We start from the raw sequence: 282 nt of genomic DNA on the forward strand, positions 1-282 counted from the left end.
ATCCTCTGGAAGCTACAGAGACAAAAAAGCCAGCTCGAGAGCTGGCTTTTTCTTAAAGTGGTCGGCGAGAGAGGATTCGAACCTCCGACCCACTGGTCCCAAACCAGTTGCGCTACCAAGCTGCGCTACTCGCCGAATACTGCTTTTACTGCGGCTTAAATCGCTTTAAGCGAAAACCCTGCCTCGGCAAGGTTTCAGGAATATGGTCGGCGAGAGAGGATTCGAACCTCCGACCCACTGGTCCCAAACCAGTTGCGCTACCAAGCTGCGCTACTCGCCGAA

General features: G+C 53.9%; 2 tRNA genes. Both read right to left on the bottom strand.

The annotated features are described in order from the left end of the window. Positions 1 to 58 precede the first annotated feature (58 nt). A tRNA-Pro gene (locus tag ACMGEE_RS20020) sits at positions 59 to 135 on the bottom strand. A gap of 68 nt (positions 136 to 203) precedes the next feature. Then, a tRNA-Pro gene (locus ACMGEE_RS20025) sits at positions 204 to 280 on the bottom strand. Positions 281 to 282: the final 2 nt, after the last annotated feature.

Origin of the sequence: Erwinia artemisiae, assembly GCF_051400835.1 — a bacterium.
Classification (GTDB): Bacteria; Pseudomonadota; Gammaproteobacteria; order Enterobacterales; family Enterobacteriaceae; genus Erwinia; species Erwinia aeris.